Source organism: Rummeliibacillus pycnus (genome assembly GCF_050459865.1).
GTDB classification, from domain to species: Bacteria; Bacillota; Bacilli; order Bacillales_A; family Planococcaceae; genus Rummeliibacillus; species Rummeliibacillus pycnus_B.
In genome coordinates, this window is sequence record NZ_JBCMNM010000006.1 from 1 (window position 1) to 22,121 (window position 22,121).

Genomic DNA, 22,121 nt, shown 5'->3' on the forward strand with positions numbered 1-22,121 from the left:
CTAATTCCACATCAACAAAGTTAGCTATACAAGTTTTTTATTAATATTCATATATTTTTTATGATTTTGCATTATGAAATTGATTTATTTGAACAATTTACTTCTTATCCATTTATTAAGTAATGCAAAGTAAATATCACGTTTAATCTTTTTAATTTTGGGAATACCATAAGTAGAATCCAAAATAGGAGGAGATTGAAATGATGAATAACATTTCAGTGGAAAATGCAGTACAAGCAAGAAGTCAAATTGAGAAATTAGAGTCACAAGGCTACAACCGAGATCATATTTATGTTTTCGCGCATTTCGATGAACGAGAAGAAAATATTACAGATGCGTTAGATACAGCAGAAGTAGGTATGAAAGATCAAGGATTTTTCAAATCAATGAAAAATTATATGATTTCCCGTGGTGACGAACTACGCAGTCAAATGGAAGCAATTGGTTTAAGTAAAGAAGAAGCTGCTGCAGCTGAAAAAGAATTAGACAAAGGAAAACTCATTATTATAGCTAAAGAATTACAATAACTAAAACTACTCTCCCTTAATTTTACTGAAAATAAAAGAGCGCGTTGTAAGTCTTTACGCGAGACTTACAACGTGCTCTTTTTTATTTTAAAAACTACTTATGTTAAATAACTAATTTTTTTTCTAATTTCTTCAACATATCGACTGTCATCGCATCTAAATCGTATTGTGCTTTAAATCCCCATTCTTCTTTTGCAGCACTTGCATCAATTGAATCCGGCCAGCTTTCTGCGATTGCTTGACGAATTGGATCTACATCATAGTCCATTTTGAAGTTAGGCACTTGTTTGCGAATAGATGCTGCAATTTCTTCTGGTTCAAAACTCATCGCTGTTAAGTTGAACGCATTACGATGGATTAATTTATCTGGATTTGCTTCCATTAAGTCAACAATCGCTTGCAAGGCATCTGGCATATACATCATATCCATGTAAGTATCTTTCGCAATATAAGATGTATATTTTCCTTCTTGTACTGCTTTATAGTAAATATCCACAGCATAGTCAGTTGTACCACCACCAGGAGGCGTAACATTCGAGATTAAACCTGGGAAACGGACTCCGCGGGTATCTAAACCAAAGCGGGTGTGGTAATAGTCGCATAATAATTCACCAGCTACCTTGTTCACACCATACATCGTTGTTGGACGTTGCAAAGTATCTTGCGGTGTATTATGTTTTGGTGTTGACGGACCAAAAGCACCGATAGAACTTGGTGTGAAGAATTGTAAGCCTAATTCACGAGAAACTTCTAATGCATTAACTAGACCACCCATGTTTAAATTCCACGCAAATAATGGTTTTTCTTCTGCAGTTGCTGATAACAATGCTGCCATATGCATCATTGTATCTGCAGAGAAGTCTTTTGCAATTTCGTGCATACGCTGTGCATCCGTAACATCAAGTATTTCAAAAGGTCCTGATTGTGTTGAAGCTTTTCTTATATCTGTTGCTAATACATTATCTTGGCCATACTCATCGCGCAGTTTCGCTACTAATTCTGAACCGATTTGACCGCACGCACCAGTAATCATGATTTTCTTCATTTTATTTCCTCCTTTTGTCAGCTACATCTGTGTTTGTGGAGTAGACATATATTACTCAAATACAATTGTATTTTTGGAATGCACATATTAAACCATTTATTTCAAGGTTTATCAATGTTTTTCGTTAACCAGATTATATAATGTATTTTATTAAAATACAATATCTGTTTTCCAACAATGCACATACGCGAAATGAGACTTTTCTGAAAATTTTACTTATAATGGTTAAAAAGGAGTGAAATTCATGCAGTTATGGAAATTAACCCTCATTTATTTATTTGCAATTATTGCTTGTACCTTTTTACTTTTAATGGATATTCCTAAATGGGGAATTTTCATTTTACTTTTTCTTTATGTTTTTTTATTCACCATGTATCCTCACTTCAATGCTCTTTTATGGACCAATAATCTAAAAAAAGTCGAACGCTTCCTTGAGATAAATAAACATAAAGCCTTATATGCCTATCCATACGCCATCGCCCATCATTCCGAATCCGAGCAAAAAGTGGCTCTACAAAATATTATCACCACTTATAAGCAACCTTATGTGAAACATAATTATGCATCTATACTTGCTATTCTTGAGAATAATTATGATCAAGCCCTATTTGAAGCAAAGCAAATTAAGAAAGAGCCTTTTCAAAGTTACATGGTTGCGCATAGCGAAGCATATCTAGGGAATTTTGAACAAGCAGAAGCTTTGCTGCCAAAACTATCACAAAAATGGATGTCATCTTCAATTGAAAGTTTGATTTCTTTTAATAGGCAGGATGAGGAAAATTTTAAACACTACTCCACAGAAGCCATTAAACAAGCTCGAGGTATCCAAAAGTATTTACTTGTCCACAGTTTTCAGGAGATGGAAGGAAAATTGAAATGAAAAGAGGCCATCTCATTATATCGAGATGGCCCTTTAGTTTTTTATTTTTTACTTACTTTTTTGAAAAACTTGTATTTAATTTATTTTTTCATCCATTCAGGTTTACCGAAACCTTTGAAGTCAGAGTCGATTATTTTTTCAAATTCAGCTGATTTTACGACTTCGATAATATCATTAGACAATTGAGAGTTTTCATCTGCTTCACGTACTGCTACAACATTACGGAATTGGTCTGGCATGTTTTCTAGGAATACAGCATCTTGTAAATTCATACCCGCAGCTAATGCAAAGTTACCCGGAACACCAACAAGGTCTGCACTTTCAACAGCACGTGGTAAACCAGCTGCTTCAATTTCTTGGAATTTTAAGTTTTTAGGATTTTCTTTAATGTCTTTTGTTGAAGCTTTTAATTGATCGATTTGATCGTTAATTTTAATTAGCCCTTGCTCTTGTAAAGATTTTAATGTACGTGCTTCATTTGAAGGATCATTTGCAATTGCTACTGTCGAACCGTCTTTAATTTCATCAACTGTTTTATATTTTTTCGAGAAGAAGCCCATTGGTGCAGTTGGTACGATAATTAATTTTTTTAATTTTGTACCGTTCTCTTTGTTAAAGTTTTCTAAGTATATGGAGTGTTGGAATAAGTTCGCATCAATATCGCCTGAATCTAAAGCTTTGTTTGGTTGAATATAATCACTGAATTCTACTACTTCAACTTTGTAGCCTTTTTTCTCAAGTCCAGGAACGATTGCTTTTTTCAACATATCACTATAAGGACCTGCTGTTGCACCGATTTTAATTTCTTTTGTTTCTGTTGCTTTGCTTGTATCCTTTTTCGCATCATTTCCGTTCCCGCATGCAGCTAGAGCTGTTGCTAGTACTATTGTTAATAAACCAAGTAAAATTTTCTTCATTTAGAAGCCTCCTAATTATTTGTTTTTTATATTTAAATCAATTTCATAAATCGATTTTTAAATACGAACATTTCAACACATTAAATTTCCAATATTCAGATTTTAAAGTTCCGCTACAGACGGCGCTTTCCACGGGCTTGGCTTCAATCTCCTCGTCACTCCGTTCCTGCGGGGCTTTCAGCTCAAGCTTTTCCCGTAGGAGTCGCCGTCTTCCGCTCCACAAAAAAATAAACATAATTTAATGTTCGGATATTTAATATAAATTTTGCATTATGAAATGACTTAAAACAGATGACATATTTTGATATTGGCGTCTTTTTTCTGCTCTTGAAATGCATAACCATTAAATATCGAGTGTTAACCTTTTAATAAATGTCTTGGCAATTTGAGAAGAAGGCTTGTTTTTAGGTCTGACCCATCCATAAGAAACGAGCTTATTTTCAGGGGTTTCCAAATCAATTGTCACGATATTGCGTTTGTAAATTGGATTTTTATCAAAAGAAAAATCTAATCCGAGAGTAACGGCTAAACCTTTTTCAATGGCATTATTTATTGCTACAACATTATTTGTCACAAATAGAATATTTACATCATTACATTTCGCAATGTTTTCATCCATAAATTGTTGGATAATGGCATCATCATAAAGTACTAATGTTTCCTTCATTAACATTTCTGGAGTAATTGATTTTTCTCGGGATAATTTCGATTTACTATTAACAGCAACAACCATTTTCCCTTCCAACACCATTTCGTACACGAGATCGCTATTTTTAGGTAAATATTCTTCATTTAGTACCATTAAGCCCATATCGATTTTATCCGTAAGAATATTCTCGATAATCTCTTTTGGCCCTTGCTCAGATATTTTAATTTTGACATCTGGAAAATCATTTTTAAAACCAGCAACAGTATCCACCAGTAAGTGCATTCGTCCAGGAATGGTTGCAATTCTTAATTCACCTGAAAGTGTATTATTATAAGTGTCTACTTCCTCTTTTAATTCATTTATTTTCACTAAAATCTCTTTTGCTTTTTCAATGACGACTTTTCCTTCCTCAGTTGGCATTGCACTTTGTCCACGAGACCTTGTAAATAATGTGACACCTAATTCTTTTTCTAATAACGAGATGGATTGACTGATTGCAGATAAAGTAATATGTGATTTTTGTGCGGCCATTGTGAGTGAACCAGATTTTGAAACTTCTATAATATATCGTAATTGCTCAAGATTCATTTTTTTCTCCTACTTAAGTTTTACTTAATTATTAATTAGTATATCCAATTTTCCATTAATAAGATACGGTGCTAGAATAAAGGTGCAATCAAATAACAATAGTAATTTTAAGTTTAAAGGAGAGAAATACAATGGATTACAAGCATATCACTGTAGCTGGTAGTGGCGTTTTGGGAAGTCAAATTGCCTTCCAAACTGCTTTTAACGGATTTAATGTATCTGTTTATGATATTAATGATGAAGCATTAGATCGTGCAAAAGAAAGACTTAATGATTTAAAACCAAGATACCAAGCAGATTTAGAAGCTACCCAAGAAGAAGTTGATGCAGCTTATGGACGCATTTCTTTCTACTCAAATTTAGCAAAAGCAGTAGAAAATGCTGACCTAATTATTGAAGCAATACCAGAAATAGTTGAAATAAAAACAAACTTTTATAAAGAATTAGCGAAGGTTGCACCTGAAAAAACAATTTTTGCAACAAATTCTTCAACTATGTTACCAAGTCAATTCGTTGAATATACAGGTAGACCAGAAAAATTCTTGGCTCTACACTTCGCAAACGAAATATGGAAAAATAATACCGCTGAAATTATGAAACACCCAGGTACTAATACAGAAGTTTTTGAAGAAGTCATTGAATTTGCAAAAGCTATTGGAATGGTTGCTCTGCCTATCCATAAAGAACAACCTGGATATATCTTAAATTCATTATTAGTACCATTTTTAGATGCGGCTCAAAATCTATTAGTCAATGGCATTGCAGACCCAGAAACTATCGATAAAACATGGATGATTGCAACTGGAGCTCCAAACGGCCCATTCGCTATTTTAGATATAGTCGGAATTAATACACCTTATAATCTTTCCCTTGCAAAAGCTGAAGCAGGGGATAAGAAAGCTGCTAAAGTTGCAGAGTATTTGAAAACAGAATTTCTTGATAAAGGTAGACTAGGTATACAAAATGGAAAAGGATTTTATGAATATCCAAATCCTAGTTATATGAATCCAGACTTTTTGAAATAGTTTAATACTCACTATTGAACAAAAAAAACCAGTGTCTATAATAGGCACTGGTTTTCTTATGAGAAATATATAAGTTCGATTATTTAATCCTACCAATGTAAAGTAAGTGTGGTGAAACCCCTAAAATATAAGGGTCTGTTGCTCTTTCTATTATTAAATCGATTATTTTTTTTACTTGATGTTCACCTTTATCTCTCCAATAATCCCAACTATCAGTATTTAAAATAGAGCCTGCATTGGAACCTATTAGATCTATTGTTTCAAATCCTTGTGATTCCATAAAAGGCTTAATGTCTTCAATATCAAAATAGTACGCTCCTGTAAAACGTCCTTCATCTGCGTGTCTAAAGCTACCTGTTTTAGAAAATTCGATAATGGAGTCCATGTTATTATTGGGTCTCCAATTCTCTGGAAATAAAAGCGATGTTAGGATATGTCTAATTCGAGGCATAAAAGCAACAAAAACCAGTCCACCTTTTTTTGTCACTCTTTTTAATTCTTTAACAGCTTTAATACGTTCATTTTCTTCCTGTAAATGATACATTGGACCAAGCATTAATGTTGAGTCAAACTGTTCATCATTAAACATATTAAGTTCTCTGGCATCAGCTGCGTAAAATCCTTCAAATTGTCCTTCTAAATTAAGCTCATTTGCTTTTATTTTAGCAATATCGACCAATCTTGGTGTTAAATCAGTTAGTGTAACCTTATATCCTTCTTTAGCAAGTTCCATTGAATATTTACCTGGTCCAGCACCATTATCCAGAATATGTCCTGACTGAGGTAAATATTTTTTTATATAATGCCAATTCACCTGAAATTCAATCGGTTCACGTTCTAGTCTTCCCCACTCATCAAATTGATTGTAATAGTTTATTATCTCATTCATCCATCCACCAACTTCCAGGTTTTAACCTTACTAATTCGTTGAAAGGGATATAAATCCTTCTTCAGATATAATAGAAGGACAAAAAAGCTTTACTCATTGTTGAATTAAAATGCCCCATTAATACAATGAGTTCAACAAAAAGGACTTTAATCCTCTATGGATTAAAGTCCCGTTAAGAAAGTAATTCTTACTAAAAATCATGCCTATTTATGATAAGCTCATCGTAATACCTTTTTATACAACTTTTTAAAATTTAGTCCTGATCAAACCACAGTGGATCTTTGTTATCAACATCGCCATTATAATTGATTAAAATTTCATCTCCTGCTTTTATATCTGTATAAGCATAGAAGTCAAATGTGTGATTTTCAAAACTAATTTCATAAATTGCATTGGGTTCATAAGAATGGTTAAATAACATTCCATAACCAAGAAGGATAGCAGAGTGATTTATCCCATACTCAAAAGCGTAATCAGCCAGTAAAGTTTGCTCTATATACTGATGCTGGTCGTTTGGATAAGAAATTACAGGTGCTTTATGTAAAAGCTCTCCTTTTTTGATATCAACTGTAGCAAATACCCCTCTATTGAATTCTCCATCACTTAATGGAGATGTTTTTACCTCGATCATGTTTGTTCGCCTACTCACTTTTATAATTTTCTTTCTAACTGTAACATTAATTTGAACATTGAGCTCTCTTTATTTCGAAAAATACCCCGCCCGATTATAACACCAACAATACCATATTGTTCAACAAGCTGTACCCAGTTTGACGGTCAGGATGTCTCCATTGATTGTTAGTAGCGTATTTGGTGCGATACGGTTAAATAATTACATAATTTTTTGCTTTCCGGAATTATCATAGTTATTTTTATTCTTTCTTTCTGATGATACGATATTTGATGATGCAATAGTTAGTGCGATTTTACGAATAAAACCAGCTATTAAACCAATTCCTATAAAAATATAAAAAATAGTAAAAATCTTCCCAAAGTCCGTTTGTGGACTAAAATCTCCGTACCCAACTGTCGTCAATGTGACAACACTAAAGTATAAAGCATCTATAACACGCATTCCTTCTATCGTACTATAAAAAGTAGTTCCTATTGAAAGCGTTAAACCTGTTAATACAAATAACACTTGAAATTCTTTATCTTTCCACGCCATAAAAAAAGCTTTTAACATTCGGCTTAAAGTAAGTAAAAATGCAATCATGTGACGCTCCTTTCTTTATTTAAAGCTGTTTTCGTAAACTTTGTTGTATTTAAGAATGTGATAAGTTGATTTCCGCTCCAGGATGCTCGCTCCAATCAACTTCTTGTTTCTATAGTTCGCCTTAACAATACCTTTTAAAAAACAACAATCTTTTAGAAAAGAGCCATCATTTTATGGAAGTCAATGGTAAGTCTATCACTTTTCTGCTTTTTAAAAAAGGAGCTACTTCAATTCTCTTCACTTGTAACTTATTCCATAGTCATTAAAAAGCTATTCTTTCACAATCTGTCTAGGAAAGAATAGCTTTTTTCGATATATAAATTTGGATTAGACAGCCATCATGTACCATAAAAAGTTTGGTAAGGACGACCTGATGTGACCACAGTTTTCTATAATTCCAAGAAACTATTGATTTGAAAGGATTCGACTAACGACTCGTTTACTTGGTCGATTTAGTCTATTTTCTGCCTTCTCATCCATTGTGTGGCTATCCACTTTTCTCCCTTTACAACTGGCGCTCCTCCGTGCAACGTTAATTCGTTTAACATTTGATCGTTATAAAAATATTCAAAGTACACCGCCATGCCCTTTTGCGGACTAACAGAAAAGTTTAGTTTTGAGAAAAAGGTGCTTCCTCCCCCCTCCACATCATTTAAGTAAATCACAAGTGTTGCTATTCGATTGTTACTCGCTGCTTTGCTTGTAGAAGCGAAAAAATCAAAATGTTCTTTGTACTCTTGACCCGGTTGGTAGTTCAGAATATGAAGCCCTTCCCCATTCTCTATCGGAATCCCCATAATGACAGATACCCTTTTTTCCACCCTCGCAAGAATATCATTGTTGATGTCTGTTAAAAACGCACCGCTGCTTGTTCGTATATCACTGACTTCTCGGGTTCCTCCGATTTTTGAACGCTGAAGTCGGTCTTTTGCCATCTGAATTAGTACATCGCACTCCTCATCATCCAATACCGATCCTAAAACTACGACAAGTGGTTCTTCTAATCTAGCAATGATATTAATCTCTCTGTCTTCTGTTTTTATTTTATTTCCAATATGGTTAAAAATAGTTACTTCTTTTATATATGCATCTTTAAAAACCAATGTCTATTCACCAACCTCTGTTTTTTGTCGAAATATTCACTTATTTCAACAAAAGGGTTTCCATTTCCTTTCAATTTTTCACTGAGCAAAAAATTTATTTTATATTCTTCATTTCCTTTCACATTTATAAGCTTTTACCTATAATGAATTGAGCTATATATTCTCATTAACAAGCAAAAAAGAACGAATTCCACCAATCGGAATTCGTTCTTTTAATATAATTACAATAACTAACCACGTAACCGCTCACAATGTGGTAAGTGTATGTGGCAACACAAGTGTACTGCTGGGATTATTACATTAATGTATTCATTTTTCTCTAACTTTTTGAGAGTTACATCATTTCACTGTCCCTGTCCTATCAACATTCTTTTCCAAAGTTATCAAGCAATGCACGCACTTCATCTGTTGATTTCGTGTTCATCAATTGATTTCTTAATTCAGCAGCTCCAGGGAAGCCTTTGACATAAATTTTGAAAAAGCGATGAAGCCCTGTGATTGAACGTGGAAGTGCTTCCGCATATTGATCTTGAAGATCAAGCTGCAGTCTTAGAAGATCAAGGTATTCTTTACTGCTATGCTCTTTTGGCTCTTTTTCAAAAGCAAAAGGATTTTTAAAAATACCTCGCCCGATCATAACGCCATCAATACCATATTGTTCAGCAAGCTGAAGCCCAGTTTGACGGTCAGGAATGTCTCCATTGATTGTTAGTAGCGTATTTGGTGCGATACGGTCACGTAATTTTTTAATTTCCGGAATTAGCTCCCAATGCGCATCTACTTGGCTCATTTCTTTTCTTGTACGTAAATGAATAGAAAGGTTCGCAATATCCTGTTTTAAAATATGCGTTAGCCACTCCTCCCACTCATTTACATCCTTATAGCCCAGTCGTGTTTTTACGCTGACAGGCAGTCCGCCCGCTTTTGCTGCTTGAATAAGTTCTGCAGCAACGTCTGGACGCAGAATAAGTCCACTACCTTTCCCTCTCGATGCCACATTCGGTACAGGGCAGCCCATATTAATATCGATGCCTTTAAAACCTAGCTCTGCCATGCCAATACTCATTTGACGGAAATATTCGGGATTATCCCCCCAAATATGTGCCACCATTGGCTGTTCATCTTCTGTAAACAGCAAACGGCCACGCACACTTTTCATGCCCTCTGGATGACAATAGCTATCCGAGTTTGTAAACTCTGTGAAAAATACATCCGGTCGACCGGCTTCACTTACTACGTGACGAAAAACAACATCTGTCACATCTTCCATTGGTGCAAGTACAAAAAATGGTCGTGGTAAATCACGCCAAAAATTATCTATCATTTCAAACTCAATTCCTCTCACTATGGATACAACTTCAAACTCTCGGTTAAAAAATATAATAAAGACAAATGTTCCACTTCTTTTACACTTATATCATGCTTAATAACTTACTATCAAACACAAGTACATTTGGACATTTATAATTTGTGAAAATCGACAATTTTTATTTTAACGAAAATCTGTCCGGAATGGTATTTTTATAAACAAAAAAGCAGATGGTATAGATTTTTTCTATATCAACTGCTTTTCTATTATACCAACTCCAACCACGCGACCGCTTCACAATGAGCCGTATGTGGAAACATATCAACTGGCTGCACTTCCTGCGTCTTATACCCACCATCTTCAAGAATTCGTAAATCTCTTGCTAATGTGGATGGATTGCATGATACATAAACAATGCGTTTTGGACGTTGTTCTAAAATCGTCTTTAATAGTGCTTCGTCGCAACCTTTTCTCGGCGGGTCGACCATCAAGACGTCAGCAGTTTTGCCTTCTTTGTACCAGCGTGGAATAACATCTTCAGCTGGTCCTGCTTCGAAGTAAGTGTTATCAAAGCCATTTAGTTTAGCATTTCGTTTAGCATCTTCAATCGCTTGTGGGACGATTTCGACACCCATAACATATTTTGCTTTTTTCGCCATGAATAGTGAGATGGTACCGATTCCGCAATATGCGTCGATGACTGTTTCTTTGCCTGTTAATTGCGCGTAGTCTAATGCTTGTTTGTATAATACCTCTGTTTGGATTGGGTTTACTTGATAGAATGATCGGGCTGAAATTTCAAAGCGTACATCGCCGATATGGTCTTCAATCGTATCTTGTCCCCAAAGGTTGATGGTTTCGTTACCAAAGATGACGTTCGTTGTTTCTGGGTTAATATTTTGCATGATGGATTTTACATTTGGTACAAGTTTGCGAATAAGCTCAATTGCTGCTTCAGCTTGTGGGAATTTGCGCTTTTTCGTAACAAGTACAACCATTACTTCATCTGTTGAACGTGCTTTACGAACAACGACGTGACGTAGCATTCCTTGTTTTGTTTCTTCGTTATTAGGTTTGATGCCTAGTTTCCAAAGTTGTGGTTTTAAGCCTTCTAAAACCGCATCAGCTTCTGGTGTTTGGATACGGCAGCGGTCTGTATCGACAATGGCATGGGATTTTGTTTTGTAAAACCCTGCGATTGGCACATCACCATTTAAGCCAAATGGGATTTGGGCTTTATTACGATAATTCCACGGGTTGTCCATTCCTTTTACTGGATGAACAGGTGCATCAATTTTACCAATTCGTGTCATCACATTTCGAACCATTTTTTCTTTCCATTTTAATTGGCCTTCATAAGAAAGATGTTGAAGTTGGCAACCACCACATTGCGCGTAGACACCACATTCAGGCTCCACTCTTTCTTTCGATGGCACTTCTATATTCACAATTTTAGCGAACCCATAATTTTTTAATGTTTTTAAGACATGGACTTCTACTTGTTCATCAGGCAGTCCACCCTGGATAAAAAGCGGATAGCCATCGACTTTTGCGACACCCGCCCCGTCATGTGTTAAATCTTCTATATAAACCGATAATCGGTCATTTTTCTTTACTGGTGCTGTCATTCGTGCATCCTCCGTTTCAGTCCTTCTATTGTATCATGACCTAAGCAAAGAAAAAATCCAAGAGCTTCTAATTGCCCTTGGATTCAGAACTATTTATTTCTCATCCCTTGTAACTGCTCCATCTTTTGAAGCGACGTAAAAGCCAATGACAATTGAGACAATTACTACAATAAATGGTCCATAAAAAATAAGGATTTTTTCCATTTGGCTTTTCCCCCTTTAAGCATGGTGGTCTTCTTTACCTCGTACATAATCCTTATCAAACAAGAACAATTTTAGAACCAAAAACAATGATGGTATGAGTAACAATAACCCTAGAACGAAAGCAATAACTAAAGCAATCGCCATTGCCTGATTCGTAAAGGAATCGTATAAAGTAAGGTATGGATAAAGTAAGTACGGATAATGTGAAATGCCATACCCAAAGAATGCGAATGCAAACTGCCCGATCAACAGCCACACTGCAAGGCCGTAATTACGTTTAAGACCGATAAACCAAACGGTAATAACGAACATAACAGCTGAAATCGCAAACAGATACCAAACATCAACCATTCTGTTAAAATGCTCGATATTGTGCTTTTGTAATTCAACCATAATTCCGATTACTGAAATCGCTAATGGTACTGACCAAATAAGCGCATATTTTCGCAATAACTTCGTCGCTTCTCTATCTCCAGCTTTATGGGCATACCAAGTAAGAAACGTTGCTGAAATATAAAGAACTGCAGCTAATGCTAACAAAACGATACTCCATGTAAGGGAACTCGTAAATAATGCACCATAATCCAGTTCAGGGTAATTATCGATTATGTTGATAAAACCACCTTCAGAAATGGTCAATACGACGGATAATGCTGCCGGTATTAATAAACCCGACATTCCGTACATGAAGGAATAGCCTCTATGTCCCCTCGTACCATACGATTCAAATGCATAGTAGCTTCCTCGAATAGCGAGTAAAGCAACCGCAATACTTGCAGGAACCAGTAAAGTTGTGCCATAGAAGTATGCTGTTTTAGGGAAGAATCCGACCATCCCTACAAAGAAGAAAACTAAAAAGACATTGGTAATTTCCCATACAGGCGATAAATAGCGCTGAATAATATTTGTTAAAATATGCTTCTTCCCGATTAGCAAGCTGTACGCATTAAAGAATCCTGCACCAAAATCAATCGAAGCGATGATGACATAACCGAATAAGAATAGCCACAATACGGAGATTCCTAGTACTTCTAAACTCATGAAATACCACCACCCTTTTCAGTATGACGATCTGCAATTTCCCGTTCAATCGGATTCTTTTTGAACATTCGACGAAGTACTACAACACTTCCGATTCCAAGAATCAAATACACTAGGCAAAAGAGGAGTAACATTAAATCCACATGCTGACTAGAGGTTGCTGCTTCTGCAACTTTCATATACTTCACTAAAATCCACGGTTGTCGCCCTACTTCTGTTAACCACCATCCAGCTTCAATTGCTATCATAGATAGAGGTCCACCAGCAACTACAACCCACCGGAACCATCTTGAATGGATAAAACGCCATCTTCTAATTTTACCAATCACATAAACGGCAGATACGCCTACCATAAAGAAACCAATCATAACCATTAAATCAAACAAGAAATGAATATAAAGTGGTGGCCTTTCGTCTTCCGGGAACTCATTTAACCCTGTCACTTCTGCGAATGGATTGTTGTGCGCTAAAATACTTAAAGCATAAGGAATTCGGATGGCATATTTGACATCTTCTCCATCTCTAAGACCGAATACTAGTAGTGAAGCACCTTTTTCTGTTTCAAAATGCCACTCGGCAGCAGCTAATTTTTCTGGTTGATATTCTACTAAATATTTTGCAGAGAAATCACCCACAACAGCTGTTCCGATGGAGAACACCAAGCCCAGTTTCATAAATAGATACAATGATTTTTTATGATAAATATGGTTAGAGCCTTTTATCATTCTAAAAGCAGCAATTGCTGCTAACACAAATGCAGTGGTCATATAAGCTGTTAGTAACACATGCCCGACTTTTGTTGGCATTGCTGGGGTGAACATAGCTACGAGCGGCTGAATGTTTACTATTTGGCCATTTATGACTTCAAATCCTTGTGGCGCATTCATAAATGCATTCACCATTGTGATAAAAATCGCCGACATGGAAGCACCGACAGCTACCGGTATTAATAATAAAAGATGTTTCTTTTGATTTTCGAAGCGATCCCATGTATATAAGTATATTCCTAAGAAAATGGCTTCAAAGAAGAAGGCGAAGGTTTCTAAAAAGAGTGGTAATGCAATGACATTACCAGCTAGCTGCATAAAATTTGGCCATAAAAGCGATAATTGTAACCCTATTGCTGTTCCTGTCACAACACCCACAGCTACAGTAATGACAAAACCTCTTGCAATACGTCTAGCTAGCAAAATATAATGCTCATCCTTCTTTTTGATACCTATCCATTGAGCAATCATTATCATGAGTGGAACACCGACACCAATTGTGGCGTAAATAATATGAAATGTTAACGTAAGCTCCGTTAATAGGCGGCTAAAAAACACCGCATGATCATTAACCATCCTTAAACCTCCTTAATGTCCAAAAATTCTCCCAAGGATCGATATCAACATAATCCCTGCAACAATAAAACTAGTACAAATCAACTTTTTCTCATGTTGTTTATACACGGCGTTCTCTCCTTCCTTAGTCATAAACTAAGTTTCATTTCTTATGAGATTCCATTGTGTAATGATAAAAAGCTCAACATCCTTTTTTATGTGTCATCTACCTTTAAAATGCTTTAGCATTAAAACATCTTTACTTTAACAGTAGTCCTGCATTTCAAAGATCAATTTCTTTATTCTTTAAAAGCTGAACACCTTAGTGCTTCACTTCAAGAATTAAGGGAAGATGCTTATGTAACCACTGCAATAGAAGCTGGTGGTGCAATAACGCATAGTACTAATATGGACAAAGCACTCAAAGATAATGCAGATGATGCATTTTATGAAGGCTCTAATTTAAAAAATCTAGCGTAGCTTGAAAAGAAGCTGAGGCTTTTATTAATTATGTTCACTTTAGCAACACTACTTTAAAAGAAGGTACCTTTTTCTTTTCTACTAAATTTAGAGGAATTATCGCAGTTGATGTTGCTCATGCAACACTTTGCCCATATTGCATAGATGTCCATACAAAAATGCTTCTAATAAAGAATTAGCAGAAGCATTATTAATCACATCTGCATTACTAGCTGATGATTCATATATGGCTAATATGATTGCTAGTTATACCGAATAAAGTAACATTTTAATCATTAGCCTAAGCGAGCTACTTTTAAACACAAAAAAGGCTAGAAAGTGCTTCATACACTTTCTAGCCTTTTACTATATCCTATTAATTTTTAGGTCGATCTATTTCACGTATTTCATTAATTGGTACAAACAACTCAATATGACGTTTTAAATTTTTGAAATCTGCTGGTGCATCCCCACCATATTCTCCATCTAAATTCAGCTGTATTTTTTCATCTGAAGTAATTTTAATCTCGCTTGCTTTAGCATAAATGATATGAGGATCCTTCATATGTTCTCCTCTACTTGCAAGCGTTACGATTTTCACAAAATCTGCTATATTACAGTTTTTCAAAATGAAAATAGAGAATAATCCATCATTGAGACTTGCATCTGGTGCAAGCTTTTCAAATCCACCAACAGAATTTGTTAATGCGATTAATACCATCATGGCTTCATCATCAAAAACTTCTCCGTCAAATTCAATACGCATTTTTGTTGCTTTGATGGACGGTAACATTTCAATACCTTTCAAATAATACGCAAGTTGTCCCAACATTGTTTTTAGTTTACTTGGCACTTCATAGGTTAGCTCGGTAATTCTACCCCCACCAGCAATATTGATAAAATAACGATCATTTACACGACCGACATCTACAGGAATGCTGTCACCTGCAATAATAATATCAACCGCTTTGTCAATGTCTCGTGGAATATGGACTGCACGTGCAAAATCATTTGTAGTCCCCATCGGAATTAATCCGATTTTTGGTCTATGTTCAAATTCACTAACACCTGCGACGACCTCATTTAAAGTGCCGTCTCCACCTACAGCGATGATAATATCAAATTCTCTTTCGACTGCATCTTTAGCAGCAGTAGTTGCATCGCCTTCACATGTTGTAGCATGACAAGATGTTTCATAGCCTGCAACTTCTAATTTTGCTAATACGTCAGGTAAGTGCTTTTTGAAAATCTCACGACCTGAAGTTGGATTATAAATGATACGTGCTCGCTTCATAGTTATACCTTCCTACTCTTGATATTTATAATATATGATAACGAACTCTTTACAAAATGGTTTCCTAGCTTTGAATAAAGTAGAAAACAGGCTGTCTCATATAGTTTATGCTGAGGCAGCCATTAAATTGAATTCGTATGAATTAAGGACCTTCATATATTTTATACCGAAGTAGTCATGTACTGCAAATGTCCATTTTACGAAAGAGCTAAAATGAGTGCTCTACTAATATCTTCGTAAACCCATCCCCAGAATTTTTCATTTGTTGTATTTTCCTTTATAATGCCTGCAAATAATGCTTTTTGCTTCTCTGCAAATGTTGAATCATCTTGTGCAGGGAGCTCACTTTTCTTTTCTAAAACATATTCCTGTAGCTGCGGTGCACGTGGCCCCCATTTACCAATTACATTACCTTGATCATTTAAGAAGATATAGATCGGAATAGAGCGGCCACCATTCGTTAAATATTGATCCATTAATTCTAAATTTTGATCACGAAATACTGCTCGTACTTCCAAATTTGTTTCTTCAGCAATACGACGAACAATAGGGTTGTTCATCATCGCATCACCACACCAATCTTCGGTAATTGCTAAAATATGTGGTTTCTTCTCGTTCAATAAAGATAGAAAGTTTTCATCATGTGGCATTTGAAATTGATGATATACAGTAAAACTTTCCTCTTTTAATGTTGTCATTTGCTCCATATAATCCTTAATCAATAAGCCTTCTTCAAAATATTGTTGCTCTGTTTTCATATTCAATCTCCTCCTAATATCAGTGTAATAGGTTCTCTTTTTTTTCGCAAAAATACAAACCTAGAATTTAGAAAATTCCATCATTTGTTTATGAACTTATATTTCTGTAATATTATTCATTGAAATAAGGAAAGGATTGAAATTCGTTGAATGTTCAAAGTCTTTTAAAGGGACACAACTTTTTGTTTTTTGGTTTATTAGCTCTTTTCATTCCATTCTTACCTGTATTTTTAAAAGGACAGGGTTTAACGACAAGCGAGGTTGGACTAATTATTGGGGCAGGTGGTTTTGTTACCATCATCGCACAGCCTTTATGGGGAATGATTAGTGATAAAACAAAGACATTGAGAAAAGTTATGCTTCTATTAATATTTTTGACTGCAGTTTGCGGTTTTGCCTTATTTAATACGAGTAGCTTTTGGGGGCTAGTTATTGCAGCAATGTTAGTTTACTTTTTTTTAATGCCACTAGATCCTTTAACTGAAAGCTTAAACTATACAATGACCGAAGCCGCAGGAACTAGTTATGGTTCTGTACGTACATATGGGGCACTTGGTTATGCAGTTTTATCGTTAGTTGTTGGCTATGTGATGAAGTGGTTTGGTATGAATAGTATTTCTATTCTTTTTGTGCTCCTTGGTGTCATTTGCTTCATCATTATGTGGAAGCTCCCTGATGCACCAACCTCCTCAACACCCGTTACAATTGATGGTTTGAAAAAGATTTTAACGAATAAAGAAATGATATTATTTTTAATATTAATTTTCATTAGTTCCATTCCTGCACGTATGAATGATACTTTTTTAGGTATTCATATTGATACATTAGGTGGAGATACATCACTTGTTGGAATTGCATTTTTCATCTCGGCAGCTACTGAGATTATTGTATTTGCCCTAAGCTATTTATGGCTACGTAAGGGAAAAGAATTACTAATTATAACGATTGCCATCTTCTTCTATGCGCTTCGCTTTTTCTTATCAGGTTTAGTAGACAGCCCTGTTTTATTAGCAGTAATTCAAAGTCTACAAGTGTTCACATTCCCAATCTATTACACTGCCGCAATTCAATATTTGTATCAAATAGTTCCTCGAGAATGGAGAGCTACTGGACAAACTGTTTTAGCGTTACTGTTCTTTGGAATCTCAGGGATTATTTCTTCTTCAGTCGGTGGGTTTATCTATAATGCTTATGGTGGACATGTTTTCTATTACACTATCTCAGCTGTTTCCTTTATAGCAGGGGTGTTTGGAGTTGGACTATCACTCCGAAATAAGAAACGGATTTCTTAAATTTGAGGAAAAGCGGGACAGTCGAGCTCCTCTACTTTAGCAACACGTAGGAAGCAGTGCAAATCAACTAGCTTATTTCTCTATATTTATTGTAAAAAAAACCAACAAACAATGTAGTTTGTTGGTTTTTCCTTTTAGATAACCTTTTTATTAGCGTTTTTGGATTTCTTCTAATAAAAGTTTGTTAATCATTTGTGGGTTAGCTTGTCCACGAGAAGCCTTCATAATTTGACCTACTAAGAAGCCAATTGCACGGTCTTTACCGTTTTTGAAGTCTTCGATTGATTGAGCGTTGTTATCAAGAACTTCTGTAACCATTTTAAGAAGTGCGCCTTCATCAGAGATTTGAACAAGGCCTTTTTCTTTAACGATTTTTTCAGCGTCGCCGCCATTTGTAACAAGTTCTTGGAATACTTTTTTAGCGATTTTAGAAGAGATTGTCCCAGCAGTGATTAATTTCACCATGCCAGCAAGTCCTTCTGGAGTAAGTGCTGTTTCTGAAAGTTCTTTTTGTTCAGCATTTAAATAAGCCGAAACTTCACCCATTAACCAGTTAGATGAAAGTTTTACATCCGCACCTGCAGCTACAGTTGCTTCAAAGAAATCAGCTGTTTCTTTAGAAAGTGTTAATACATGTGCATCGTAAGCTGGTAGGCCGAATTCAGTTACATAACGTTCTTTACGAGCATCAGGAAGTTCTGGAATCATCGCTTTTTCACGTTCTAACCATGCATCGTCGATTACGATATCAACTAAGTCTGGTTCTGGGAAGTAACGGTAATCATCTGTTCCTTCTTTAACACGCATTAAAATTGTTTTACCTGTTTTTTCATCAAAACGACGAGTTTCTTGTTTGATTTCGCCGCCAGCATTTAATACTGCAGCTTGACGTTGTTCTTCATATTCAAGACCTTTACGTACAAAGCTAAATGAGTTTAAGTTTTTCAATTCAGCTTTTGTGCCGAATTCATCTTGACCATAAGGACGAATTGAGATGTTGGCATCACAACGTAGTGAGCCTTCTTCCATACGCACGTCTGAAACACCTGTGTATTGGATAATGGCTTTTAGTTTTTCAAGGTAAGCATAAGCTTCTTCAGGAGTACGCATATCTGGTTCAGATACGATTTCAACTAAAGGAGTACCTTGACGGTTGTAATCGACTAATGAAGAGTTTTTGCCGTGAGTTAATTTACCAGCATCTTCTTCCATGTGGATACGAGTGATACCGATACGTTTTTTCTTGCCACCTACTTCGATTTCGATCCAACCATTTTCACCGATTGGTTTATCAAATTGTGAAATTTGGTAAGCTTTCGGATTATCAGGATAGAAGTAGTTTTTACGGTCAAATTTTGTATGTTGGTTGATATCCATGTTTAGTGCAAGAGCAGCACGCATCGCAAAGTTGACAACTTCTTTGTTTAAGACAGGTAGTACACCTGGGTAACCAAGGTCGATTACAGAAGTATTTGTGTTTGGTTCTGAACCGAATTTATTTGGTGATGGTGAGAAGATTTTAGATTGAGTTTTTAACTCAACGTGTACTTCTAAACCAATGACTGTTTCGTAATTCATATTATTTTACCTCCCAAGTTTGAGGCGTTTTTTCGTGGAAGTCTGTAGCACGTTCGAATGCATCTGCCACGCGGTAAACTGTGCCTTCTTCGAAGTATTTACCAATAATTTGTAAACCTAATGGAAGACCATTGTCAAAACCACATGGGATTGAGATAGCAGGTACACCAGCAAGGTTAATAGGAACAGTTAAAATATCGTTAGCGTACACTGTCATCGGATCATCGATGTTTTCACCAAGTTTGAATGCAGGTGTTGGAGATGTTGGTCCAACGATTACATCATACTCTTCGAATACTTTATCGAAGTCTTGTTTGATTAATGTACGTACTTGTTGTGCTTTTTTGTAGTAAGCATCATAAGTACCAGCTGATAATGAGTAAGTACCAAGCATGATACGACGTTTTACTTCATCACCGAAGCCTTCAGCACGAGTTTTCGTGTAAAGTTCATCTAAGTTATCTGCTTCAGCACGATAACCATAACGGATACCATCGAAACGAGAAAGGTTAGAAGATGCTTCAGAAGAAGATAAGATATAGTAAGCAGCTAGTGCATATTTTGAGTGAGGAAGTGATACTTCATCAACTGTAGCACCTAGTTCTTTTAATTTTTCGATTGCATTTAATACTGATTGGCGTGAAGCATCGCTAACACCTTCAGCTAAGTATTCTTTTGGTACAGCAATTTTAAGTCCTTTAATGTCACCAGTTAATTGGTCAACATAGTGAGGTACTTCTACATTTGCTGAAGTTGAATCGTGTTCGTCAACGCCTGCGATTGCTTCAAGTAATAAAGCATTGTCACGTACATTACGAGTAATTGGTCCAATTTGGTCTAAAGAAGATGCGAATGCAACTAATCCAAAACGAGATACGCGACCATATGTTGGCTTCATACCTACAACACCACAGTAGGCTGCTGGTTGACGAATTGAACCACCTGTATCAGAACCAAGTGAGAATGGTACTTCTCCTGCTGCTACAGCTGCTGCTGAACCACCTGAAGAACCACCTGGTACATGAGCAAAGTTCCAAGGGTTGTGAACTGGTTTGATCGCAGAGTTTTCATTTGCAGAACCCATTGCAAATTCATCCATGTTCAATTTACCGATTGTTACCATACCAGCTTCTTTTAATTTGTTTACAACTGTTGCATTGTAAATTGGGTTGAAGCCTTCTAGGATTTTAGAAGCACAAGTTGTTTCTAATCCTTCTGTAACGATATTATCTTTTACCCCAATTGGTAAACCGTAAAGTGGTCCACGGTTTTCAAATGGCACTTCATCCATTTCTTTTGCTTGTGCTAATGCGTTTTCTTTATCTAATGCTAAAAATGCACCTACTTCGCTATCAACTGCATCGATGCGGTTGTACGCTTCTTGTGCTAAGTCAGCGATTGTGATTTCTTTGCTATGTAATAGCTCTTGTAATTCTGCCGCTGATTTTTTGAATAGTGACATTCTTGTCCCTCCTAACGTTAGTCTTATTCTGTAATGATTGGTGGTACTTTGACTAAGCCATCTTGTTGTTCTTTGACGTTTTTCATCATAACTTCACGATCTAAACCTTTAGCTGCTACGTCTTCACGTAATACGTTTACTAACGGTAATACGTGAGTAGTAGGTTCTACATTTGTAGTATCTAGTTCATTTAATTGTTCAGCGAAGTCAGTAATTGCACCTAGTTGAGCTGCAAATTTTTCAGCTTCTTCTTCTGTAATTGCAAGGCGAGCAAGATTCGCTACGTGTTTCACTTCTTCTTTTGAAAGTTTTGCCATTTTTCACACCTCCGAAATCAATAACCATACCGATAATAATATCATTATTCTAAAGAAATGCGCAAGACACTTCTATTCACTAAAGCGCGTTTAAATGCTTGAAAATAAAGGGTTTGATTCCCCCTACGCAATGTAAGTTGATTAGTTATTATTATATCGATAAATTCAATAAAAAATTGTCCCATTAAAAATTATACAATTTTTCGTCACAAAGAAAAGTATTGCCATTAATTTCAAAGATTAAGGCTTTGTTTAACTATACATCGCTTCTCTAGCTTCATCTAAGAAAAACTTCCGTTCTCTAGTGAGGACAAGTCTGGCTCGTTTTTTAGGTACTGAAAAAGTGTTTCAATATAAATATTAATAGTATTAATCTGCTTGCTGAGTGATGTGGAATTAGCTTCGCTTTCCGCGGGCGAGCGTTGAGCCTCCTCGGAAGCCCGTACCGTGCTTCACTGCGGGGTCTCACCTTTCTCGCTTTCCCGCAGGAGTCTTCGCTAATTCCACATCAACAAAGATAGCTATACAATATTTTTACTTTTTCAGTGCCCTCGCTCATTTTCCCTCAGGAGCCACCGCCTTTCAATCAAGTAAGATACATTAAAAAAACAACAATAT

At 35.9% G+C, this 22,121-nt stretch carries 22 protein-coding genes and 1 pseudogene; 5 read left to right on the forward strand and 18 right to left on the reverse strand.

Features of this window, described 5'->3' with window-relative positions; translation table 11 throughout:
• Positions 1-200 precede the first annotated feature (200 nt).
• Positions 201-527 (forward strand): general stress protein, encoded by a 327-nt coding sequence (locus ABE048_RS00925; RefSeq protein ID WP_430308607.1) that lies wholly within the window; start codon positions 201-203, stop codon positions 525-527.
• 103 nt (positions 528-630) lie between these two features.
• On the opposite strand, the gene ABE048_RS00930 is transcribed toward ABE048_RS00925, so the two are convergent.
• Complete coding sequence (locus ABE048_RS00930) at positions 631-1,572, reverse strand: L-threonine 3-dehydrogenase (RefSeq protein WP_430308608.1); 942 nt, start codon at positions 1,570-1,572, stop codon at positions 631-633.
• Between the two features lie 244 nt (positions 1,573-1,816).
• Between ABE048_RS00930 and ABE048_RS00935 the strand changes: the two genes are divergently transcribed.
• Complete coding sequence (locus ABE048_RS00935) at positions 1,817-2,452, forward strand: hypothetical protein (RefSeq protein ID WP_430308609.1); 636 nt, start codon at positions 1,817-1,819, stop codon at positions 2,450-2,452.
• 80 nt (positions 2,453-2,532) lie between these two features.
• Here ABE048_RS00935 and ABE048_RS00940 read toward each other — a convergent pair whose 3' ends face one another.
• Positions 2,533-3,369 (reverse strand): MetQ/NlpA family ABC transporter substrate-binding protein, encoded by an 837-nt coding sequence (locus ABE048_RS00940; protein ID WP_430308610.1) that lies wholly within the window; start codon positions 3,367-3,369, stop codon positions 2,533-2,535.
• A 343-nt stretch (positions 3,370-3,712) separates the two neighbouring features.
• The gene (locus ABE048_RS00945; protein ID WP_430308611.1) at positions 3,713-4,606 is read right to left on the reverse strand and encodes a LysR family transcriptional regulator; all 894 of its coding nucleotides are present in this window, start codon (positions 4,604-4,606) and stop codon (positions 3,713-3,715) included.
• A gap of 131 nt (positions 4,607-4,737) precedes the next feature.
• Between ABE048_RS00945 and ABE048_RS00950 the strand changes: the two genes are divergently transcribed.
• A complete protein-coding gene (locus ABE048_RS00950) occupies positions 4,738-5,631 on the forward strand; it encodes a 3-hydroxyacyl-CoA dehydrogenase (protein ID WP_430308612.1) in 894 nt (297 codons plus the stop codon).
• 79 nt (positions 5,632-5,710) lie between these two features.
• Here ABE048_RS00950 and ABE048_RS00955 read toward each other — a convergent pair whose 3' ends face one another.
• The 10 genes and pseudogenes from ABE048_RS00955 to ABE048_RS01000 form a co-directional block, all read right to left on the reverse strand.
• Positions 5,711-6,520 (reverse strand): class I SAM-dependent methyltransferase, encoded by an 810-nt coding sequence (locus tag ABE048_RS00955; protein WP_430308613.1) that lies wholly within the window; start codon positions 6,518-6,520, stop codon positions 5,711-5,713.
• Positions 6,521-6,773: 253 nt separating this feature from the next.
• A complete protein-coding gene (locus ABE048_RS00960; RefSeq protein ID WP_430308614.1) occupies positions 6,774-7,151 on the reverse strand; it encodes an SET domain-containing protein in 378 nt (125 codons plus the stop codon).
• A 71-nt stretch (positions 7,152-7,222) separates the two neighbouring features.
• Positions 7,223-7,352 (reverse strand): annotated as a pseudogene (locus tag ABE048_RS00965) (tRNA-dihydrouridine synthase); the annotation flags it as partial.
• Positions 7,353-7,736 (reverse strand): potassium channel family protein, encoded by a 384-nt coding sequence (locus ABE048_RS00970; protein ID WP_430308615.1) that lies wholly within the window; start codon positions 7,734-7,736, stop codon positions 7,353-7,355.
• A 452-nt stretch (positions 7,737-8,188) separates the two neighbouring features.
• Positions 8,189-8,839, reverse strand: a complete 651-nt coding sequence (locus tag ABE048_RS00975; RefSeq protein WP_430308616.1) for a 2OG-Fe(II) oxygenase — start codon at positions 8,837-8,839, stop codon at positions 8,189-8,191.
• Between the two features lie 361 nt (positions 8,840-9,200).
• Positions 9,201-10,184, reverse strand: a complete 984-nt coding sequence (locus ABE048_RS00980; RefSeq protein WP_430308617.1) for a tRNA dihydrouridine synthase — start codon at positions 10,182-10,184, stop codon at positions 9,201-9,203.
• A gap of 230 nt (positions 10,185-10,414) precedes the next feature.
• The gene (gene rlmD, locus ABE048_RS00985) at positions 10,415-11,776 is read right to left on the reverse strand and encodes a 23S rRNA (uracil(1939)-C(5))-methyltransferase RlmD (RefSeq protein ID WP_430308618.1); all 1,362 of its coding nucleotides are present in this window, start codon (positions 11,774-11,776) and stop codon (positions 10,415-10,417) included.
• A 93-nt stretch (positions 11,777-11,869) separates the two neighbouring features.
• Positions 11,870-11,980 (reverse strand): cytochrome bd oxidase small subunit CydS, encoded by a 111-nt coding sequence (cydS, locus tag ABE048_RS00990; protein WP_430308619.1) that lies wholly within the window; start codon positions 11,978-11,980, stop codon positions 11,870-11,872.
• A gap of 15 nt (positions 11,981-11,995) precedes the next feature.
• On the reverse strand, positions 11,996-13,021 hold the full coding sequence (locus tag ABE048_RS00995) for a cytochrome d ubiquinol oxidase subunit II (protein ID WP_430308620.1): 1,026 nt from the start codon (positions 13,019-13,021) through the stop codon (positions 11,996-11,998).
• Positions 13,018-14,364, reverse strand: coding sequence for a cytochrome ubiquinol oxidase subunit I (locus ABE048_RS01000; protein WP_430308621.1), 1,347 nt, complete (start codon positions 14,362-14,364; stop codon positions 13,018-13,020). Before ABE048_RS01000 ends, ABE048_RS00995 begins: the two co-directional genes overlap by 4 nt.
• A 557-nt stretch (positions 14,365-14,921) precedes the next feature.
• Here ABE048_RS01000 and ABE048_RS01005 point away from each other — a divergent pair.
• A complete protein-coding gene (locus ABE048_RS01005) occupies positions 14,922-15,002 on the forward strand; it encodes a hypothetical protein (protein ID WP_430308648.1) in 81 nt (26 codons plus the stop codon).
• 176 nt (positions 15,003-15,178) lie between these two features.
• On the opposite strand, the gene ABE048_RS01010 is transcribed toward ABE048_RS01005, so the two are convergent.
• Positions 15,179-16,096, reverse strand: coding sequence for a diacylglycerol kinase (locus tag ABE048_RS01010; RefSeq protein WP_430308622.1), 918 nt, complete (start codon positions 16,094-16,096; stop codon positions 15,179-15,181).
• A 197-nt stretch (positions 16,097-16,293) separates the two neighbouring features.
• Complete coding sequence (locus tag ABE048_RS01015; protein WP_430308623.1) at positions 16,294-16,854, reverse strand: thioredoxin family protein; 561 nt, start codon at positions 16,852-16,854, stop codon at positions 16,294-16,296.
• 146 nt (positions 16,855-17,000) lie between these two features.
• Between ABE048_RS01015 and ABE048_RS01020 the strand changes: the two genes are divergently transcribed.
• Positions 17,001-18,146 (forward strand): MFS transporter, encoded by a 1,146-nt coding sequence (locus ABE048_RS01020; RefSeq protein WP_430308624.1) that lies wholly within the window; start codon positions 17,001-17,003, stop codon positions 18,144-18,146.
• Positions 18,147-18,296: 150 nt separating this feature from the next.
• Here ABE048_RS01020 and gatB read toward each other — a convergent pair whose 3' ends face one another.
• From gatB to gatC, 3 genes are read right to left on the reverse strand one after another with little or no spacing between them, the layout of a single operon-like run.
• Positions 18,297-19,724, reverse strand: coding sequence for an Asp-tRNA(Asn)/Glu-tRNA(Gln) amidotransferase subunit GatB (gene gatB, locus ABE048_RS01025; protein WP_430308625.1), 1,428 nt, complete (start codon positions 19,722-19,724; stop codon positions 18,297-18,299).
• A gap of 1 nt (position 19,725) precedes the next feature.
• On the reverse strand, positions 19,726-21,186 hold the full coding sequence (gene gatA, locus ABE048_RS01030; RefSeq protein WP_430308626.1) for an Asp-tRNA(Asn)/Glu-tRNA(Gln) amidotransferase subunit GatA: 1,461 nt from the start codon (positions 21,184-21,186) through the stop codon (positions 19,726-19,728).
• Positions 21,187-21,209: 23 nt separating this feature from the next.
• Positions 21,210-21,503 carry an Asp-tRNA(Asn)/Glu-tRNA(Gln) amidotransferase subunit GatC gene (gene gatC / locus ABE048_RS01035; protein WP_397540123.1) on the reverse strand — a complete coding sequence of 98 codons (294 nt, stop codon included), beginning with the start codon at positions 21,501-21,503 and terminating at the stop codon, positions 21,210-21,212.
• Positions 21,504-22,121: the final 618 nt, after the last annotated feature.

Coding starts and splice junctions, on each gene's coding strand:
- ABE048_RS00925 (WP_430308607.1), top strand. CDS start 201: ATGATGAATAACATTTCAGTGGAAAATGCAGTACAAGCAAGAAGTCAA.
- ABE048_RS00930 (WP_430308608.1), bottom strand. CDS start 1,572: ATGAAGAAAATCATGATTACTGGTGCGTGCGGTCAAATCGGTTCAGAA.
- ABE048_RS00935 (WP_430308609.1), top strand. CDS start 1,817: ATGCAGTTATGGAAATTAACCCTCATTTATTTATTTGCAATTATTGCT.
- ABE048_RS00940 (WP_430308610.1), bottom strand. CDS start 3,369: ATGAAGAAAATTTTACTTGGTTTATTAACAATAGTACTAGCAACAGCT.
- ABE048_RS00945 (WP_430308611.1), bottom strand. CDS start 4,606: ATGAATCTTGAGCAATTACGATATATTATAGAAGTTTCAAAATCTGGT.
- ABE048_RS00950 (WP_430308612.1), top strand. CDS start 4,738: ATGGATTACAAGCATATCACTGTAGCTGGTAGTGGCGTTTTGGGAAGT.
- ABE048_RS00955 (WP_430308613.1), bottom strand. CDS start 6,520: ATGAATGAGATAATAAACTATTACAATCAATTTGATGAGTGGGGAAGA.
- ABE048_RS00960 (WP_430308614.1), bottom strand. CDS start 7,151: ATGATCGAGGTAAAAACATCTCCATTAAGTGATGGAGAATTCAATAGA.
- ABE048_RS00970 (WP_430308615.1), bottom strand. CDS start 7,736: ATGATTGCATTTTTACTTACTTTAAGCCGAATGTTAAAAGCTTTTTTT.
- rlmD (WP_430308618.1), bottom strand. CDS start 11,776: ATGACAGCACCAGTAAAGAAAAATGACCGATTATCGGTTTATATAGAA.
- cydS (WP_430308619.1), bottom strand. CDS start 11,980: ATGGAAAAAATCCTTATTTTTTATGGACCATTTATTGTAGTAATTGTC.
- ABE048_RS00995 (WP_430308620.1), bottom strand. CDS start 13,021: ATGAGTTTAGAAGTACTAGGAATCTCCGTATTGTGGCTATTCTTATTC.
- ABE048_RS01000 (WP_430308621.1), bottom strand. CDS start 14,364: ATGGTTAATGATCATGCGGTGTTTTTTAGCCGCCTATTAACGGAGCTT.
- ABE048_RS01010 (WP_430308622.1), bottom strand. CDS start 16,096: ATGAAGCGAGCACGTATCATTTATAATCCAACTTCAGGTCGTGAGATT.
- ABE048_RS01015 (WP_430308623.1), bottom strand. CDS start 16,854: ATGAAAACAGAGCAACAATATTTTGAAGAAGGCTTATTGATTAAGGAT.
- gatB (WP_430308625.1), bottom strand. CDS start 19,724: ATGAATTACGAAACAGTCATTGGTTTAGAAGTACACGTTGAGTTAAAA.
- gatA (WP_430308626.1), bottom strand. CDS start 21,186: ATGTCACTATTCAAAAAATCAGCGGCAGAATTACAAGAGCTATTACAT.
- gatC (WP_397540123.1), bottom strand. CDS start 21,503: ATGGCAAAACTTTCAAAAGAAGAAGTGAAACACGTAGCGAATCTTGCT.